This is a genomic window from Cyclobacterium jeungdonense (assembly GCF_010994275.1).
Classification (GTDB): Bacteria; Bacteroidota; Bacteroidia; order Cytophagales; family Cyclobacteriaceae; genus Cyclobacterium; species Cyclobacterium jeungdonense.
The window spans coordinates 918,564-936,103 of the sequence record NZ_WMCD01000001.1 but is presented as its reverse complement, the minus strand read 5'-3'; the positions used below and the strand labels follow the sequence as shown (position 1 = coordinate 936,103).

Annotated in this window: 14 protein-coding genes; 4 read left to right on the top strand and 10 right to left on the bottom strand. The window is 43.1% G+C overall.

What is annotated here, in order from left to right; genetic code table 11:
* Position 1: 1 nt before the first annotated feature.
* A complete protein-coding gene (gene mnmA / locus GKS34_RS03635; protein ID WP_163383427.1) occupies positions 2-1,216 on the bottom strand; it encodes a tRNA 2-thiouridine(34) synthase MnmA in 1,215 nt (404 codons plus the stop codon).
* Positions 1,217-1,335: 119 nt separating this feature from the next.
* Between mnmA and gnd the strand changes: the two genes are divergently transcribed.
* Both gnd and arfB read left to right on the top strand, forming a co-directional pair.
* Entirely contained in the window at positions 1,336-3,237 is a 1,902-nt protein-coding gene (gene gnd / locus GKS34_RS03630; RefSeq protein ID WP_163383426.1) for an NADP-dependent phosphogluconate dehydrogenase, read from the top strand.
* Between the two features lie 28 nt (positions 3,238-3,265).
* On the top strand, positions 3,266-3,682 hold the full coding sequence (gene arfB, locus GKS34_RS03625) for an alternative ribosome rescue aminoacyl-tRNA hydrolase ArfB (protein ID WP_163383425.1): 417 nt from the start codon (positions 3,266-3,268) through the stop codon (positions 3,680-3,682).
* Positions 3,683-3,779: 97 nt separating this feature from the next.
* Here arfB and GKS34_RS03620 read toward each other — a convergent pair whose 3' ends face one another.
* Both GKS34_RS03620 and GKS34_RS03615 read right to left on the bottom strand, forming a co-directional pair.
* The gene (locus GKS34_RS03620) at positions 3,780-4,823 is read right to left on the bottom strand and encodes a branched-chain amino acid aminotransferase (protein WP_240459182.1); all 1,044 of its coding nucleotides are present in this window, start codon (positions 4,821-4,823) and stop codon (positions 3,780-3,782) included.
* A 19-nt stretch (positions 4,824-4,842) separates the two neighbouring features.
* A complete protein-coding gene (locus GKS34_RS03615) occupies positions 4,843-5,370 on the bottom strand; it encodes a YfiT family bacillithiol transferase (protein WP_163383424.1) in 528 nt (175 codons plus the stop codon).
* A gap of 134 nt (positions 5,371-5,504) precedes the next feature.
* Here GKS34_RS03615 and GKS34_RS03610 point away from each other — a divergent pair, with 134 nt between their 5' ends.
* Positions 5,505-6,905: an aminotransferase-like domain-containing protein gene (locus GKS34_RS03610; protein WP_163383423.1), complete on the top strand. Its 1,401-nt coding sequence runs from the start codon at positions 5,505-5,507 to the stop codon at positions 6,903-6,905.
* Positions 6,906-6,914: 9 nt separating this feature from the next.
* Here GKS34_RS03610 and GKS34_RS03605 read toward each other — a convergent pair whose 3' ends face one another.
* The 4 genes from GKS34_RS03605 to GKS34_RS03590 all read right to left on the bottom strand — a co-directional run bounded on the left by GKS34_RS03605 (position 6,915) and on the right by GKS34_RS03590 (position 11,426).
* Positions 6,915-9,443: a TonB-dependent receptor gene (locus tag GKS34_RS03605; protein ID WP_240459181.1), complete on the bottom strand. Its 2,529-nt coding sequence runs from the start codon at positions 9,441-9,443 to the stop codon at positions 6,915-6,917.
* A 12-nt stretch (positions 9,444-9,455) separates the two neighbouring features.
* On the bottom strand, positions 9,456-10,271 hold the full coding sequence (locus tag GKS34_RS03600) for a helix-turn-helix domain-containing protein (protein ID WP_163383422.1): 816 nt from the start codon (positions 10,269-10,271) through the stop codon (positions 9,456-9,458).
* Between the two features lie 168 nt (positions 10,272-10,439).
* Positions 10,440-10,811, bottom strand: a complete 372-nt coding sequence (locus GKS34_RS03595) for a cupin domain-containing protein (protein ID WP_163383421.1) — start codon at positions 10,809-10,811, stop codon at positions 10,440-10,442.
* 75 nt (positions 10,812-10,886) lie between these two features.
* Entirely contained in the window at positions 10,887-11,426 is a 540-nt protein-coding gene (locus tag GKS34_RS03590) for a helix-turn-helix domain-containing protein (protein WP_163383730.1), read from the bottom strand.
* 392 nt (positions 11,427-11,818) lie between these two features.
* Here GKS34_RS03590 and GKS34_RS03585 point away from each other — a divergent pair, with 392 nt between their 5' ends.
* Positions 11,819-12,655, top strand: a complete 837-nt coding sequence (locus GKS34_RS03585) for a sensor histidine kinase (protein ID WP_163383420.1) — start codon at positions 11,819-11,821, stop codon at positions 12,653-12,655.
* 430 nt (positions 12,656-13,085) lie between these two features.
* On the opposite strand, the gene GKS34_RS03580 is transcribed toward GKS34_RS03585, so the two are convergent.
* From GKS34_RS03580 to GKS34_RS03570, 3 genes are all read right to left on the bottom strand, one after another.
* Positions 13,086-14,156, bottom strand: a complete 1,071-nt coding sequence (locus tag GKS34_RS03580; RefSeq protein WP_163383419.1) for an endonuclease/exonuclease/phosphatase family protein — start codon at positions 14,154-14,156, stop codon at positions 13,086-13,088.
* Positions 14,157-14,246: 90 nt separating this feature from the next.
* Positions 14,247-15,068, bottom strand: a complete 822-nt coding sequence (locus tag GKS34_RS03575; protein ID WP_163383418.1) for a 3-keto-disaccharide hydrolase — start codon at positions 15,066-15,068, stop codon at positions 14,247-14,249.
* A 16-nt stretch (positions 15,069-15,084) separates the two neighbouring features.
* Entirely contained in the window at positions 15,085-17,361 is a 2,277-nt protein-coding gene (locus tag GKS34_RS03570; protein WP_240459180.1) for a bifunctional SulP family inorganic anion transporter/carbonic anhydrase, read from the bottom strand.
* Positions 17,362-17,540: the final 179 nt, after the last annotated feature.

Genomic DNA, 17,540 nt, shown 5'->3' with positions numbered 1-17,540 from the left:
ATCAGGCAATGACTCCGGAACCAATGGCCTCATTTTCTTCGTACCAGGCCACAAATTGGCCGGAGGCAATCCCGCGCTGGGCATTTTCAAAAATGACATACAAGCCATCCTCCTTCATCCGCAGCATGGCTTTGGATAAGGGTTGCCGGTAGCGAATCCTCGCAAGGTATTCGGCTGTTTCACCCACTTTCAATGCCTTATCGGGACGTATCCAATGGATATCAGCAGTTGGTACAAACAGTCCATGTCGCAATAATCCCGGGTGTTCTTCGCCCATACCGGTATAGATAATATTTTCCCGGGTGTCTGTGCTGATGACAAACAGGGGTTTTCCAGTGCCTCCTATGTTCAACCCCTTTCGCTGTCCTATCGTGAAATAGTGGGCCCCATTATGTTCACCAACGATTTCCCCATCGCTTTCCTTGTATTGTTGGGGGAGGCAAATATCTTCCAGGATTTCCTGATCATAGTCGGCGGGATCCATCCCGGCTGGAACGCGGTTGGCTTGGTATAACAGGGATGATTCCGGCACGGCTATCACCTTTCCTTTTTTTGGCTTTAGTTGTTGTTGCAGAAAATCAGGAAGTCTTACTTTGCCAATAAAACACAAACCCTGGCTATCTTTCTTATCCGCAGTCACCAGGTCCAGCGAGGCAGCAATTTTCCGGACCTCGGATTTTTGAAGGTGACCGATTGGGAAAAGGGCTTTGGATAATTGCTCCTGGTTTAGTTGGCATAAGAAATAGCTTTGATCCTTATTGGCATCGGCACCTGCCAACAAACGGTAAACCCGCTTACCATCAATTTCTTCCTCGCCTTTTTGACAATAATGACCGGTGGCCACAAAGTCTGCCTTTAGTTTCAAAGCTGTTTTTAGAAATGTATCAAATTTTATTTCCCGGTTACAGAGAATATCCGGATTTGGTGTTCTGCCTGCCTGGTATTCGGCAAACATGTAATCGACTATCCGTTCTTTATAATCCTCGCTCAGGTCAATAGCCTGAAAAGGAATTCCAAGTTTTTGGGCTACCAGCATGGCATCGGTGCTGTCTTCTTCCCAGGGGCATTCGTTGGATAAAGTAACGGATTCATCGTGCCAGTTTTTCATAAACAAGCCAATAACTTCGTATCCCTGATCCACTAACAAACTGGCCGCGACCGAACTATCCACACCACCGGAAAGCCCTACGACCACTCTTTTTTTGATTTGATGCATCTTCTACCTTTTCCGAGCCTAAAATTTCAATTATAACAACAAAACCGGAACCTATGGTTCAGAAGGCAAAATTAGTCATTAAATTGATTCGATCCGGGTGAATTTTGCTAATTTCGTATATGATTATAGTTCTTTACGGCGTCACCGGCTGTGGCAAATCCACCATTGGAGCGTTACTTTCTGCTCAACTTGATGTTCCTTTTTACGATGGGGATCAATTTCATCCGAAAGCCAACAAGGAGAAAATGAATGCTGGAATTCCCCTGACCGACGAGGATCGCATTCCCTGGTTGAATAATATTGCGAGGAATATGATTTCCTGGGAAAAGGAGGGGGGGGCGGTTTTGGCTTGTTCGGCGCTGAATGAAAAATACCGGAGAATTTTAAAGGTGGTACCACAAATTCAATGGGTTTTGCTACAAGCCAATAAAAGCCTGATTAAGTCCAGGTTGGCCGGCAGGGTGGGGCATTTTATGAATCCTGCTTTACTGGATTCTCAGATGGATACCTTGGAAATTCCCGATTATGGCTGGAAAGTATCTGTGAAGATGGCGCCGGAAAAAGTGGTGGAAGAAATAACGAAAAAATTGAGTGCAATGGAAAAAAAATCTGAAATAGGCATCATTGGAATGGGAGTCATGGGAAAAAACCTGGCCCTCAACCTCGCAGATCAACAAACCAGCCTGTCGATTTATAACAGGCACGTCCCGGGCAAAGAGGAAAAAATAGCGGAAAAAGTTCTTGAAGCCAATCCGGAATTGAGTCAGGTTCGTGCGTTTGATCAGCTAAAGTCATTTATGGAAAGTCTTCAATCCCCCAAAAAGGTATTGATGATGATTCCGGCCGGAGAGGTGGTAGATCAGCAAATCAATGAGTTGCTACCTTACCTGGAGCAGGGGGACTTGCTTGTGGATGGAGGCAACTCCTACTATAAAGATACCATTTCCAGAAGCCGCTATTTAAAAGAAAAAGACCTATTGTTTTTGGGAATGGGTGTTTCGGGTGGAGAGGAAGGAGCCAGATTCGGACCTTCCCTGATGCCTGGAGGGGATAAACAGGGCTTCCTGCAAATGGCCCCTTTTTTGGAGAAAATAGCCGCTAAGGATTTCAAGGGCAAGGCCTGTATGACTTATGTAGGACCGGAGGGCTCCGGGCATTTTGTCAAAATGGTGCATAATAGCATTGAATACGGGGAAATGCAGGTAATAACCGAGGTTTACTACCTTATGCGGCATTACCTGGAGATGCCCATAGAGGAGATAGCCGAAAATTTTGAAGCCTGGATGGATAGTGATTTGTCCAGCTACCTGCTGGAAATAACCATTGATATTTTGCGGAAAAAAGAAAACGGAGAAATTATATTGGATAAAATTCTGGACCAGGCCGCCCAGAAAGGAACCGGTGGATGGTCCGTGGCTACGGCTCTGGAATACGGCGTACCCTATGGCGTATTGACTGAAGCCGTAATGGCCAGGAACCTGTCAGCCAGGAAGCCGTTTCGAATGATTGCTGCCGGATTGTATAATCCGGAAAAAATTTCAGGTATTGAAGAAAAGGAAGCTTTTCTGGATAGGCTTCAGGCTTCCTACCAGGCAGCAAGAATTATCAACCACGATGCGGGCTTCTCCCTAATGTTGGAGGTATCCGAAAAAAACAACTGGAACTTGAATTTCTCCGAGATTGCCCGCGTGTGGACCAATGGCTGCATCATTCGCTCCAGGCTGATGGAAGAGCTGGTGGATCTATTCAAGGAAAATAATCGCATTTTGCTTAATTATGAAGCCGTTACGGCATTAAAAGGCTACCAAAATGACCTTTCCTATGTGGTGGGACAGGCACTGCAACATGGTTTTTCCGTGCCGTTACTATCCAGCGCTATTAATTATTTCCTGGGAGCCATAACGGCAAATTCTTCTGCCAACCTGATTCAGGCACAGCGGGATTATTTTGGAGCCCATACCTATCAGCGGATTGATGGTGATTCGGAGAAGTATTTTCACACGGAATGGAAGCCGAAATAATCCCTTTCAATTGTAGTTAAAACCATGTATGTCTATTACTCAAAAAATAAAAGAAGAGTTTTTTAACCCGGAAATATCCTTTCAGGCCAGTAAAAGCAGTGGACCAGGTGGGCAACATGTAAACAAGGTGAATACCAAAATTATATTATTGTTCAATATACCCCAATCCAATTTGCTGCTGGACCATGAAAAGGCCATTTTGCTTCGAAAATTGACTAAAAAGTTGGATAAGGAGGGTAATTTAGTCATCACCTCCCAGGATTCCCGTTCTCAAATTCAAAATAAGAAAAAAGCCATAAAAAAATTCTATGGCCTATTGAAAAAAGCGTTTCATAAGAAGAAACCTAGAATTGCTACCAAACCAGGTAGAGCAGCCAAAGAAAAAAGACTGAAAGCCAAAAAGATCCAATCCGAAAAGAAACAGCTTCGGGGAAAGGATTGGTAGATTCAGAAAAGAACTTAAAACTGATTTAAATAGACTGACTAATAGTCAGAAAAATAATCCTTCTTATAAGGTTCCTGTATCATCGCAACTTTTCACCTCAGGCGTCCAGCAATTGGTTCCAACCGTAAGTATCCGGGTTCATTCCTTTTCGAACGGCCGAGAGTTTATTTTTTAGCCGATACATTCCGGCATCCGGCTCAAGGTAAGTAGCATGGGATTTACCTTTGTAGCTGATAGTTTCGATCGGAGAAATAACGGCGGCAGTTCCTGCGCCAAATGCTTCCACACGCTCCCCGTTTTCAATCCGTTCAACGATCTCTTCAATGGCCACTTGTCTTTCTTCTACTGTAAACCCCTCTTCGCTAGCCAATTTCAGCAAGGAATCACGGGTAATGCCATCCAATATGCTATCGCTAAGGGCGGGTGTGACCAGTGTGTTGCCATTCAGAATAAATAGAATATTCATGGTTCCCGATTCCTCAATATACTTTTTTTCTTTGGCATCTAGCCAGATAATCTGGTCGAATCCTTCTTTTTTGGCATTGATTTGAGGAAGTAATGAGGCACCATAATTACCTCCGTTTTTTGCTGCACCGGCGCCTCCTCTGGCAGATCGGATGTAGTCGGTCTCTACTTTTACTTTGAGTGGCTTGTTATAGTAGGCTCGCATAGGAGACAATACCACCATAAATAAGTATTCCTGCGAAGCATCCACCCCCAATTTATTTTCAGTAGCGATGACAAACGGACGGATGTAAAGGGAATAGTCTGGATCATCGATTACCCAATCCGATTCCATTTTTAACAGCTCCAAAATTCCATCCATAAAAAGAGTACGAGGCAAAGGCGGCATGGCCATTCTTTCCAGAGAGCGGTTCATTCGTTTCCAATGGCTTTCCATACGGAATATATTTATTTTGCCGTCCGTCATCCGAAAGGCCTTGAGTCCTTCAAATACTGTTTGCCCGTAGTGAAAACACATGGCCAATGGAGATAAGGAAATGGACTGTACCGGAGCAATGCGGTATTCCGTCCACTCACCCTTTTGGTAAGCAGCCAGGAGCATTCGATCGGTAGATTGAACCCCAAAAGTGAAGTTTTCAAAATCAAAGTCGGGTTTTCGGGTTTCAGTTTCGTTCATGATATGTCTTAATAATTGGTTAATTTTCTAGTGTTATTGCTTGATGAATATGGGCCAAATGGTGGTTTCCATGCCAATGATACAGCAAGGCATTGCTTTGCAGGGATATAGATTTGTCTCGCTCCGGATGAAAAAACCTTCTATTCCACTGCCCTTCGGTCATATTCAGCATAAGGTAACCCCATCGTTCATGGACACCTGTCAGTATATTAACGGATCCATCCAATCCAAGTTTACTATCGGCAAGATCTGCCCAAAGATTCTCTTTGTAGGGTTTAATAACTGGATTTTCTTCCGTCAAAGCCAACTTAAAACGCATGTAGGCGTTCATGTGGCTATCCGCAAGGTGATGCACCACTTGCCGGATGGTCCAACCCCCAGGACGATACTTTCTTTCAAGCATTTCATCCGATAAATTGCACAGCACCTCTTTCAGATTCTCCGGAAGACGTTTAATAGCCAGGATCGCTTGATCCACCGTTTCTGCGGTAACCAATTCCGGGAGCTGAAACCTCCCAATAGGGTATTTTAGAACTTCCAAATTCATTGATACTATTTCAGGAGGGAATGGATAACCCTAATACGAAAAATCCATATGAGATGACAAAGAAACGAAGGAATAATCATTGGTTACAGATACAATTTATTTAATTTTGAAGGGTACAGTTAAAGCAAGAATAAATGACATTGTATCAGGAGTTGGCGACTAATTTTGAGGGACTTATTAAGAAAGGCAGTCTGAAAGTAGGGGATAAGATGCCTTCCATTCGCACCGTAAGCAAGGAATATGGGGTGAGCAAAAATACGGTTATTCAAGCCTACCTGGTATTGGAAAGCAGATCTTGCATTGTTTCCCGGCCGCAGGCGGGGTTTTTTGTCTGCGAAAAAGCAGATCAACGACTGCCGGTACCCGACGCGAGCATGCCCCAAAATCATCCTGCCGATCCCGCAGACGATGGGTTGATTGGAAAGGTTTTCCGTAATTTTGTCAACAAGGAAATCACTCAGCTATCCCTGAGTGTACCGGACGAGAGCTTTTTTCCTGTGGCCAGATTAAATAAATGCCTGCAGAAAGCAACGCAAACTTTGTCTTCCGGGGGAACTGGGTATGATGACATCCAAGGTAACCTTCGTTTACGGAAAAACATTGCCAAGTGGTCCTTTACCTGGTCGGGTAATTTAGGAACACAGGACCTGGTCAGCACTTCGGGAGCCATGCATGCTATTTCCCTTGCCTTTATGGCATTGACAAGGCCCGGCACGCGGATAGCCGTAGAAAGCCCGGTGTATTTCGGGATTCTGCAACTGGCAAAAAACATGGGACTTCGGGTGGTCGAACTCCCCACCCATCCCGTGTTTGGAGTAAGTCCCGAAGATATAAAAGCGGCTATCGGGAAAATAGACATTTGTTTGTTGGTCAGTAATTTCAATAATCCTCTTGGAAGTTGCATGCCGGAAGAAAATAAACGGGAAATTGTAGAGGTTCTTGCCCGGCATGGAATTCCATTAATAGAAGATGATCTGTACGGAGACGTGTATTTTGGAGCAAACCGGCCCAAGCCCTGTAAAGCCTTTGATCAGGAAGGGATGGTACTGTGGTGTGGTTCTGTTTCTAAAACGCTGGCTCCGGGCTACCGGGTAGGCTGGATGGCTCCCGGCAAATACATGAAAGACATCTTAAAGTTAAAACTCTTCCACTCCGTTTCCGGCACGGCGCTAACTCAGGAGGCCATTGGCCTTTTTTTGGAAAACGATCGCTACGAGCGGCATTTGCGATTGCTGCGAAAGACCTTGCATGCCAATTCCCTTCATTTTATCCGTACCATCGCGGATCATTTTCCGGCCGATACCAAGGTAAGCCGGCCCCAAGGGGGATTCGTATTGTGGGTGGAACTGGCAAAAGGCGTAGATACTGGAAAACTGTTTGACCCCGCATTATCCCAGGGAATTAGCTTCGCGCCAGGAAGGATGTTTACGCTTCAAAACCAATTTCACCACTGCCTGCGTCTAAATTATGGCCTACCTTGGTCGGACAAGCTGGAGCGGCAATTGATGGTATTGGGGCAGCTTTTAAAAGGCTGAATTCGATAATTAGAATTCCTTTTCACCAAATTCGCTTTTAATAAAACGGGATTTATCACGGGAAGGATTGAGGGTGTAGCTAAGATTCAGTAGCACCATATCCACTTCCAGCACGTAATTCGTGGTGGTATAAAATTCGTTTTCCCTCCAGGTGCTGATCCGTTGCTCATTGGTACGAAGAAGGCCCATGTCCATGTTGAGCCATTGCAGACTGGCATTGAGCCGGTCGTTCATAAACGTCTTTGTAAGCACCAGGTTGGGGGATAAAAAATCCGAATCTTCTCCCTGGGCAGTAATTCGGTCAGAAAGGTAGTTGACCGACCATTGGGCACTAAAGGTAGAGGAGAAGTCAAAACTGGTATTGGCATTTATGGAATAGACCCAAGCGGCATTATTAATCGGCCGGTCATCAAAGCTTCCCCTGATCCGGTAACGGTAAAGATTTCCCCCTGCAAACACCTTCCATTTCTTGCTGGGATTTAGTTCCAGGCCCACTTCCATTCCTATGGACCTCCCGCTTCCTACGTTAGAATAGATCCGGTTCAATATGGTGTCGTTATAAACGGTATTTACCCGGTTGACCAGGTTTTTTACATGCCGGTAATAGGCCGTACCATAGACGCTGTTTTCCCCAAGGTCTCTTACCAATCCGGTTTCTACCAGGTCAATAAATTCAGGTAGTAAGGTGGGATCTCCCTGTTCCAGGGTTTCGGAATGCTCACGTTCAGGAAAAGGATTCATTTTGAAAGTGGTTGTTCGTTCCACCCTTCGGCTGTATGCCCCCTTCAGCCGAGTATCTTCTCCCAACTTATATTGTATGCTGGCAGAAGGATAGGGTAGCAAAAAATCGTACGTATAAAGGCTGTCTACGGTGTTGGATTTGTCCTGAAGCAGCAGTTCACGGTCCATGTATTCCATCCGTACACCGATGGAATAGTCCCATTTGCTTTTTTGTCCGGTTAGTTGTCCGTATCCGGAATGGATGACCCGGGTCAATTCCACATTGGAGGAAAATTCAGGTACCAATTCAAATTCGCCCGTTTCATTATTCCTTCGTTCGTAAACAAAATCTCCCTGATGATCCAGGTTTCTAAACTGATAGCCTGTTTCTATGATTCCCCAGGGAGTTGGTTTGGATTCGTAGTCTACCTGCCAGCGAATCCCGTGCAAGGGATTGTCATTGGTATTGTATTCGTCCTGATATATCCGATCGGTATTCGGAAAACCCAGGTTGCGGTTGGTGGTCGGACCTCCCAACATGGTGTATTCGTACAGAAAAGAACTGGAGATACTGGACTCATTATCAAATGTATGGGTATAATCGAAGCTTCCCAAAGCAAAATCACTTCGCCGGATTCGCAGGTTTTCGTTGAAATATTGCATGGAATACAGCCTTTCGCCTCCGATTTCAGCATGATTATCATAGTAAAGGATATCTGCTGTCCGGTCTTTGCCCCTGATCCCTCCGTAAAAACCCAGACTGAATTCATTGTTGGCATCAGGGGTGTAGGCTACTGTAAAGCGACCAGAATAGGCTTCCTCATCGAAACCCCTTTCACCCTCTGATGGAAAGCGGGTGGTTGTGTCTCCCCTTATGGTATATACATCTCCTATTCTCCGGCCATTGATGTCATTTCTCAGGTAACTGGCACCCAGGGAAATGTCCCAATCGCCTTTCCGGTGATTAAGCGTAAAATCAGCTCCATACCGTTGCGGTTTTTTCCTATTGTCGTAATCCTGTATGCTGGGGGCTCCAATTCGGGTATTGAGCTGTACAAAAGTCCCGTCGGTGGCACCTTTCTCCGTGGTGATATTGATAATCCCGGCCTTTCCTTCCGGATCGTACCTAGCTGAGGGAGCTGTCACGACTTCAATGTTTTTGATGGCATTGGCAGGCAATTGGCCCAGGATGACTGAAGGATCGGATTGCACGGGTTTGCCGTTTAGCATGATCACAAAACCGGTCGATCCTCTTACGGATAATTCCCCCGCTGCGTTGATGCTTACGGAAGGAAGGTTTCGAATCAGATCGATGGCCGTGCCGCCCTGCCCCGACCTAAATTCCGACGACTCGAATACTTGCCGGTCTAATTGGTGCATGGTAGTAAAACGAGTTCCTGAGACCTCAACCATCTCCAGCAATTGCTCGTTTGGGGATAAGGTGATGGTTCCCAGATCCAGCGACTGCCCCGGGCTAAGTGCCAGTTCCTCCATCACATAGGGGTCATATCCCATAAACTGGATGAGTAGGTAATAGGCGCCGGGTTTGACTTTAGTTAGTTCAAATTTCCCATCCGGCTCTGTGACGGTTCCTGCCACCAGGCTGGAATCTGACCTGTCGTACAAACCGACACTTCCGTATTCAATGGGGCTGTTTTCGTTGGCATCCTTGAGCCTTCCCAAGATAGAAATTTGTGCAAAAATGGGAAAACAAAGGATCAGTTGTAAAAAGCAGGTAAATAAAAATTTTGTCAATAAGGAATTCATGTCACAAAGTACGTTCCGAATACCTGCATTCTTACGGTAGATTATTGACAATAATGGTAGATTTTACAGTTTTGCACGGTATTCAGTGGGAGTCAGGGTAGTTTGAGATTTAAAAAATTTGATGAAATTAGAGGCATCTGAAAAGTTCAATTGATAGGCAATCTCAGCTACCGGGTATCCGGTATGGCTGAGTAGGTTTTTGGATTCGATAAGCATCCGCTCACGGATCATTTCAATGGCATTTCCCCCAGTGGCAGTTTGGCAAAGTTGATTTAGCTTTCGGATACTAATATGCATGGCATTGGCGTAGGCCTCCGCTGTTTTCATGTGCAGGTAGTTTTCCTGCACCAGTTTTTTAAACCGCACAAATTCATCCAATACATTCGGGTGAATGGCTGCCTGCTGAAGGGGAAGTTGAATCGTTTTATAGATAAGCGTATTTAAATGAGCGGATAAAAGGTCCTGCGAAGCATTATTTTTAAAGTCGAGGTAAAATACTTCGGCTAATCGAAGTAAGGAAGAATCTCCCTCCGGAAGCTTAAACGTTTCCTGTAAGCTATAAAGATGGGCCAATGCCCTGGGGTAGCTGCTCAGGGCTTCTTCCCTAAATAGGATCACGTATCCTTCCGGGATTTTTGAAAAATCCCAGCAATGTACCTGGCCCAGATTCAGGTAAAATCCCATGGGAGGCTGCACCTCATAAGCCAGGTCTCCCACGGTATGTTGACCGGCTCCTTTAGATAGGTAGATCAGCTCGTGGTATCCTTCGTGTCGGTGAGGTTTGGTGGGTTTGATTACCGGCTTCATTTTGGAAACCTTCAAAATCAAGCCTTTTTCGATTTTGTTTTTACTACCAATGATTTTTGGTTCGCCTTCCATTAATAATGTCTAATAAGCTATAAAGTCCTAAGTTAATAGTAGCCACTGGACTTTAAAACTAAGCATTTTATCTGAAATTTTTCTACAATGGGTTAATGAGAAAAAAAATGCACTTGTTTCACCCGAGCAACAAGAGCTGATTCGATGTCATTCCACTCGCTTTGAAGCTCAATCTTCGTACCCGGACTTGATGACCGTAGAGATCATTTTGAACTGCTCATTGGCATTGAAATGATGGAAGGAATGGGCTGGAATAACGATCCCTTCACCCAAAACCAGTGTATAAACCTCCTTATCAATCAGGATTTCGGCGGTCCCGTCTATTATCTGAACATAGATATCAAACGGTAGTGATTTTTCTTCCATCTCTTCCCCGGCATCCAGACAGGAAACCGTTATATTTCCGGTAATCTTTTTTAATATGGTTTTGCTTATCACGGAACGAGGTAAGTATTCGATAATTCCCGCAATTAAATGGGATGTTGATTTTTCTAATTCTTTGTCATCTTTTTCAGCATCACCTTTATTAGAACCTATCATTATCCAATGGTTTAAAATTCTTTATAAAGGTTTAATTATTATTAATGTAAAGCATTATACATTGCAAAAATTAGTTTATATATTTTCAAGGTTTGTCTCCCTTCTCCTCTTCAGAGCTTTAAAATAAGAGGGGGTAAGGCCCGTTATTTTTTTAAATTGGTTGGAAAGATGCGCAGAGCTGCTGTAATTTAATAGGTGAGCAATTTGGGAAAGATTGAGCTCATCGTACAGTAAGAGTTCTTTTACCCGTTCTATTTTGTGAATAATAATGTATTGCTGAATGGTAATTCCAGTGATTTCTGAGAAAATATTGGACAGGTAAATGTAATCATAGCCAAGCTTCTCGCTGATATAGTCGGAATAGTTAATTTTAGGGATTTCATCAGTGTAATGGACCATTTCTACAATCACACTTTTGATCTTATTGATCAAGATGCTCCTTTTGTCATCTAACAGTTCCAGACCCGATTTTTTCAGATTTGTTTGCAACAGGTCATGTTGGTCTGGGGTGAGTCGCTTTAAAAGTTCTACCTCACCCAATTGAATGGTTGTATATGGAATATTTAGTTTTTCTAATTCCTGCCTTACCATCAGCTTGCAGCGAAGGCTGACCATGAATTTTATATGAATTTTCGGAAGGTTCGTCACAACTTTAATGTACTAATTTTTATTCGATTTCGCTAACCTCAGAAGTTAAAAGGGTTTTCCTGGAATTTAATTCTGAATGATTACACTTTCTGGGTAAATCCGAATCAGTTGGCAATTCAGACAAAGATTGCATTAACCCTTTTCGAATAATTTACATTATAATAGATTAAAATTATATAAGTCACAGATTTTTTCCTTACGAAGGAGTGAAATTAGGCTGTTTAAAAACAAACACGCCTTTGATAACCTGATTCTTGGTGAGATAATTAATTTTTATAAATATCACCAATATTTATGTAATTTATTCATTTCTGATTTTTTTACATTTGTTACTACATTTTAACAAAATACAGCTAAAAATGAAGAGTGAATTTTATCAGCCAGTTGGAAATAAGACCAATGGTGTTGCGCCAAATACTTCCGATGAGGTTGAATTAAAGAAAGCTGATTTTGAAAAGATTTCTACGGAAAATCAGCGTTTATTGGCTGAAATCCTGGAATTGCAGTATACAAACAAGGAATATAAATCAGTCATTTACCATATATCTCATGATTTAAATTGGCCTTTAAACAATATTATTTCCCTAATCAATTTGATGATGGATACGCAGGATCCAGAGGAAATGGTCACCCTTTCCAAACCTGTATTAAAGTCAATAAATAATTTTAAAGCTTCCATGAATGAAATTTTGAAGCTAAACGGAAGGGAAGACAAACCGGATATCAAGGGTCAGGTAACTATCAAAACCGTATTAACCGAAGTTCTGGAAAGTATCAATGGGCAATTTTTAGATTCCGGGGCTGTTTTATCTCGTTCCTTTCAGGTAAGCCATCTGAATTTTCCGAAAAAGAAATTAAGAAGTATACTTTTTAACCTTATTTCCAACGCCATTAAATACAAATCTCCCGAGCGAATCTCTAAGATCCATGTCAGTTCCTATAGAAAAGGTGATTATGTCGTGTTGTCCGTCATGGACAATGGCAAGGGCATACAACCGCAGAAAATGGATCAACTTTTTACCAAATTCGGTACGCTTCATGACCGATCCCATACGGGTGAAAGTCTGGGTATCGGGCTTTTTCTAATAAAAAAACTGGTAGAAGAAGCCGGTGGAAAAATTGAAGCCGAAAGTGAATGGGATAAGGGCTCTGTTTTTAATGTTTACCTAAGACAGGAAAGTAGCTTGCCCAATTAATAAGTTGATTATGTACATGAAATGCTGTATTTCAATCCGGTAGGGTTTGACTTGAGAAAGGCTTTTAAGGGGCTTTCCGGGTTTCAAGATTCATCAACGTTATTTTTTTCAAATTATAAATTACTTTTTGGTTTTTAAATGACTCATCGAATTTTATATCGGTAGTCTGAATAGGAAGGATTGCGATTGGAATAAGGAACGAAAAATGGAACAAAAAATCCGAGCCAAAATGAGCCCGGATTTGCACTGATTTTTTACCGAACCGGTTAGGAAGCCAAATAAATCTTTAAAATCGTTTTTGTCCGCTAAACTCCATGACTTCGCCCTTGCCAAAACCATAACATTGGGCAGGCCTAATAAAGTGGCTTTCATGGATCGGTTCTTAAGATAGGTTCTAAAAAGTTGCTTACATCCTTTGGCTGCAATCGGGTCAATTTGAAGATTCCTGGCTCTCTTCATTTCCTTTTTCCACCTTTTCTTCTACTTCCTGTTTATCTTTCTGATCGGTTTTTGGCACTTCTTCCGTTTCTGATGAATCCGGCTCAAAGGTTAGTTCGAGCCACATTGGAAAATGGTCTGAACCTATCGGCTCCAGTTTTTCTATGCGAACCAATCCGAAATCATTGGAATAAAAAACATGGTCTAAGGGATAGCGCAGTAAGGGCAAAAATACACTGTAGGTATTGAAAAAGCCCCGGCCCTCCCTAGGGTCTACCAACCGGCTGTACCGCCTAAACAAGGTGGATGTTTTAGACCAGCCCACGTCGTTTAAATCACCGGCAACCAGCACCGGTCGGGGATTTTCTTTGATTTTTTTCCCGATTATCAATAGCTCCGTATCCCTTTCGTAGGTATCAGATCCGGGCTTGGGAGGTTCCGGATGAACGCCAAAAAAATCAAATTGATCCCCATTGGGGAGCTGTATTTCCGCAAAAATAGAAGGAATGTTATTTTCAACCAAATAATTAACCTTACCGTTATGAAGGGGAAACTTGGATAACAAGACCATTCCATAGGTATTGTTTAAAGGTTCTTTTATAGTGTGGCGGTATTCTTGGTCCAGATCGATAAGAGCTTTGGTCCAGAGCAGGTTCGGCTCGGTTAATAGTATCAAATCAGGATTTCTGGTGGCGATCAGATTTTTTAATTTATCGTAATCCTGGTTTTCCATTAGCACATTGCTGAGCAAAAGGGTAAATTTTTGATATGTACCTCCTGTCGTTGCCCTTTTGGCAGTAGGTTCGACCAGGGGGGTAAAGCTGATGATTTTAGAGAGTTGGTGTACCAATGAGGCAAGCAATAAAATTATAAAAACAGCCCGAAGCCACCGGCTTTCTGTTCTAAGAAAATAAAAAGCTAAGGCCAATGCCAACAGGCAGAGCACCGCAATCTGAATCCGTGGGAAATCAAAAATGCGGATCCACCAGGTGCCGGTATGAATTATAGGCAAGGCCGAGGCCAGAATGACTAAAAAGCCAAAAATGAGTACAACGTATTTCATTGAATTGCTGGATTGGAGACTGATTTATTTAGATTCAACCGCAATTTCCTTACCAGATTTGGCTGGTGGCAATCCCTGATTCAAAAGAGACTATTCCAATTCTTTGATAACGATGTTTTTGAATACAACCCCCTGACCTTCAGCTTGCAGTCCAATATATCCTTCTGTTAAGGGCTTGCCATCCACTTTTAGTTCCGGGTCGTATCTATTGGCCACACCACCACCTATTTGAGGTAGCGTGTATTCCAGCACCTGGACCCCGTTAACCTTATGTATAACCAGCGAATCACCGTAAACGATCAGTTCAGCTTGCACCCATTCATCCCAGGGAAATGTAGGAGAGGAAGAGTTGATGCAATGCCTGGGATCCATTTCACCCTGATAAAAGACTTCCGTACCCGGAGAGCACATATTGCCTGTGGGCCTGGGGTTTCCATCTCCTGCATCGGCAAGCATCTGGTACTCGACAGAAATGGGCCAGTCCTGCTCTTTCAGAATACTTTCCGGGGATTGAGAATGAAACATTACCCCACTGTTTCGATAGGTGTACTCCGGAGCATCCTCCATCCACTGATCCGTAAATCGATAATCGAACTTAAGATGGAAAGAGGAAAACGGTTTTTCATAGAAAAGGTGGCCATAGCGTTCGTCGAAACTGGAGTAGTTATCGTAATTCACCTGAATTTCACCATCTACCACCCGAAAGGTATTGGCATAGTTTTCCCCGGATTCGTGGTGATGAAATTTAGGAATCCATCCTTCCAAATTTTCACCATTGAATAAGACTTGCCAATCTTCCGATTTTTTGGTCTTTCCTCCTTTGCTGGAAGTACAGCCCTGATAGTGCAAAAAAAGTAACAAGCAACCAGAGGTCAGGATGGTTTTTAGCAGGGTATGGAAAATGATCTTCATGATAGTTAGTTGAATTTTATTTCGATTTCTCAGAACTTATTCTGGGCGATTTGACGGGTTGAAGGGGAGGGAAGTCTATTTTTCCGTTTTTTCGTCGTAAAAAAGCGGAGGACAAGCCTATTTTTCCCGAGTTGATTTGATTTTTCAGATAGGCGCTTGCAGCCAGGATCTGCTCTTCTGAATGTTTCAAATTCCACATAGAGATTGCCTCAGTCCACGAATTCAAAGATTCCTTGCGAAAATTTCCGGGAATGAAATACCCTGCTTCGACCGCAGGTTTTAGCAGGGGGCTTAGTGGTGCGTCCGGATCATTCAGGATATTCTTTAAGGCATTTTTGATAAGTTTGTTTCCTGAATTTCCCATTAGCAGAATCAAAATGGCACCTTGTTCCCTGCAAGAAATTTCCAAGGTGTGGACCAGGTGCTCATCCAATAAGTTCCCTGCCGCCTTTAAAGGAATCAGGTCTCCAATGCCGGTATTCAGCAACATGTTTAAAGGCTCCCGCATATCGATGCAGTTGACCACCACTGCGAGGGGATCGTCTTTGATAAAGTCCATCAATTTTTTGTTCTGAAACCTTCTGGATACAAGGTTGCCGTCCACATACCGCTTATTTCCTTCCTCCAGGTAATGAATCACCTGAGTAGGCGTTTTAAGTTCGTTTCGGTCAATTATTTCCTTTTTGTCTACCAATACTTCGTTTGAAGGTGAATAACTGTCCCTCAGCCCGGTGATGGTGAAATCAATGGCGTTTTCTTTGGCAAAGGTATTTTTATAATCATTGAAAATTTCCAGCACATCCGGTTCTATATAGGAAGAAAAGGAAGCATCAATAACCACCTTTGCACCTTTTGGAAGGTTCCAGAGCGTACGTTTTATGGCGGGTTTGTTCAAAAATGAAACCTCGTTGGAGAGTTCCAGGCGAATTGTTTTCCTTTTGTTTCCAGGGTTGGTTTCTTCCACGTAGAAAGGGTTATAGAAATTACCTCTCAGTAGGAAAAACACACTGGATGCAGAACCAATCAAAACTCCCACCAGCACGTCCGTCAATAAAATGGCAATGACGGTTACCGCAAAGGGAATAAATTGAGACCATCCCTTTCGAAACATTTGCGTAATGATGGAATAGGAAGTCAGTTTGTATCCGACCAAAAGCAAGATAGCAGCAAGCGAAGCCAGCGGAATCAGGTTAATGACGCTACTCAAAAACAATACACTGATAGTTAGTAAAAAACCGTGTATAATGGTCGACAATTTGGTTTCAGCACCTGCCTCAATATTTACGGAACTTCTCACAATCACCGAAGTAATCGGAATACCGCCAATTAAACCTGCGACACTGTTTCCGATTCCCTGAGCCACTAGTTCCTGATTTGGTGGACTTCTTCTCTTATGGGGATCCAGATTGTCTGTCGCTTCCAGATTTAATAACGATGCGATGGATCCGACAATGGCAATGGTGAATGCATAGGTCCAAACCTGAAAACTGCCAATGGCCGAAAAATCTGGAAAGGTAAGAAAAGAAGCGATATTGCTTATTTTAGGTATGCTTACTAAATGGACCCCGTCGAGATATAAGGCCGGTACGAAGTACCTGAAAAGCTGATTGAGTAACACGCCCATAATTACCACAAATAGGGAAGGAGGCAGTAGCTTGAATTTTTTAAGGGGTGTTTTATCCCAAAATATCATCACCAGTAACGAAATCGCCGAAAGCACCAAGGCTCCAGGTGCGAAAGAAGCCATAATCATGCTGATTTTTTCCTGAACTCCGATGAAAAAATCCTGTGAATAGTCCAAAATCCGACTATTATCCAGTTCTACTCCCAAGGCATAGGGCAATTGAGAAATAACCAGTATAAGACCTATGGCTGCCAATAGGCCCTTAATAATGCTGGTTGGCATGTAATCGGCAATCATGCCGGACTTAAGAAACCCCAGGATTACCTGGATGAGGCCTCCAATAAATAAAGCCAGCAAGAATACCTCAAACGTTTCCAGGATATTGATTGCGGTTAACACCACGGCAGAAAGGCTGGCTGCAGGACCTGAAACACTCGTGTGAGACTTACTCAAGATCCCTATGATCAAACCTCCAATCATTCCGGATATTAGTCCGGAAATCAACGGAGCACCACTTGCCAGAGCTATGCCCAGGCATAAAGGCAGTGCCACCAGGAATACTACTATTCCTGCTGGGATGTCTTTTCCGGGACGCTTAAAAAGAGAGCGGCCAATATCCACTATGCGCTGCTTTTCTATCAAGGGTTTGAAAGATTGGTTTTTAGTCAAAATGGAAAAATTTGGATGGTTAGAATTTCCATAAGCAAACATAATCTTTATTTCTTGAAAATTCGTCAACCTTATTCAATGATTGACAACCTTTGGTCGGTAACCTCTTGTAGTCCTACTTACATCAACTAAAGGTTACAAAAATCCAACCACAGAAATGAAGAATTCCCTATCTTTAC